At 59.8% G+C, this 1600-nt stretch carries 2 protein-coding genes; both read right to left on the bottom strand.

Translation table 11 applies throughout. The features are described from left to right. The coding region (locus tag AQR02_RS05305) for a cobyrinic acid a,c-diamide synthase CobB (protein WP_082451658.1) at window positions 1-800 on the bottom strand (800 nt) is incomplete at its 3' end. Window positions 801-848: 48 nt separating this feature from the next. Continuing rightward, a partial coding sequence (locus tag AQR02_RS05300; RefSeq protein ID WP_054939681.1) for a cobalt-precorrin 5A hydrolase occupies window positions 849-1600 on the bottom strand: 752 nt, incomplete at its 5' end.

Below are 1600 nucleotides of genomic sequence, written 5' to 3'. Positions count from 1 at the left end.
GCGGATGAAGCTTCTATGTACGAACAGTCCTTGTCCGCTGCACCAAGAGGCAGCGGATTAGCTGACTGAGCAATAGCCAGCAGCATCTCCAGATCCGTACCCTCAGCCAGCTTATCGGCGGCGTGATTAAACAAGGGCTCCAGCTCTCCGCGCTCTACGGCAGGCAGCAGGCCCAGATGCCGTTCCGGAATGTCCAGCCCGCCGTCCCGCGGCAACCCGCCGATAACGGGGATACCGCAGGCGGCTTCGATCGCCGTTTTGACCGTCCCGAAATGGCTGGCGCTTCCGCAGCGGTTCACCATTACGGCGGCAATCCGCACACGCGGCTCCAGCTGCTGAAAGCCAAGCACTACCGCCGCGGCACTGCGGCCCATGCTGCGCACATCCACTACAAGCAGAACGGGGCTGTCAGTGAGAAGCGCAATCTCGGCTGTAGAGCCGGTCAGCGCTGCTGCTTCTTTACCGTCATAAAGCCCCATAACCCCTTCAATGACCGAGAGCTCAGCATTCTCGGAGGAACGCAGGAAATAATCCAGCAGGTAGCGCTCCGGGGTCATCCAGGAATCAAGATTGCGGGCAGGATATCCCGTTACGGCAGCATGATAGGCCGGATCAATATAATCCGGGCCGCATTTAAAGCCCTGTACCTTCAGCCCGCGCCGGGCAAAAGCCCGCATCAGCCCCAGCGTCACCGTCGTTTTGCCCGAGCCGCTGCCGGTGCTGGCTACGATGAGGCGAGGCCGGTGCTGCAGCTGGCTCAGCTGATTCGTCAGGTTATTGCTCTCATCCTTTTCAACCATCCGCTTTCCCCTCCGATCCCGAAAATTCGCATTACCGGTATATCCGGCTTATCCGGCAAAATTCACCCTGGCTACAGCAATTGTTACGTTGCCGCTTTTTTTCTTGTTCAACAACAGTTGGCCGCTGCCGGAAGACAGCAACGCTGCCGGTTCACAGACGCCATATGCACCGGTTGCCTTAAAAACAATCTCCGAAGGACAGTCCAGCGGCACGGAGTTCAGCTGCTCCGGAGAATACAGGCTGAGCTCCCAGCCGTATTTCCCGCACAACTCCAGGAGTCCTGCTTCATCACCCTTAATAGCGGCGGTTGCGGCATTCCGGACACTTAAAGGAGACAAACCCAGTTCAGCCAGGGTTTCCATAACCACGGCTTCCAGCTCTGCTGCCGGTGTTCCGCGGTTGCAGCCGAGGCCGAGCACCAGACTGCGTGGCCGGTACACGGCGGTCCGTTCTCCAAGCGCCGCGGCTTCCTCCGGCTTCAGCAGGCGGTCGGTTACAACAATTGCTGCGCTGCGGGGCCCCTGCAGCAGCTCCAGCATGTCCGCGCAGAGCCGGACATGCTCCGGCAGCACAGCTCCTGCCGGAAGCCAGTCCCGCTCTCCGCTCTCCTGCAGGAAGACAACTGGCTCACCGTTGACGATAGCCGCGCTGATACTTTTCATCGGGGCGAAGCTATCCGCACGCCAGCCGAATTCGCGGCCCAGCAGATCTGCGGCGAAGGTACCCTGCACGTCCGAAGCTGTAGTAATCACGGGACGGCTATACAGCAGTTCAGCTATGTGCTGCGTCAGCCTGTTGG

Origin of the sequence: Paenibacillus ihuae (genome assembly GCF_001368795.1) — a bacterium.
Taxonomy (GTDB): Bacteria; Bacillota; Bacilli; order Paenibacillales; family Paenibacillaceae; genus Paenibacillus_AQ; species Paenibacillus_AQ ihuae.
The sequence above is the reverse complement of the archived record's forward strand: the minus strand, read 5'-3'. Positions and strand labels throughout refer to the sequence as shown.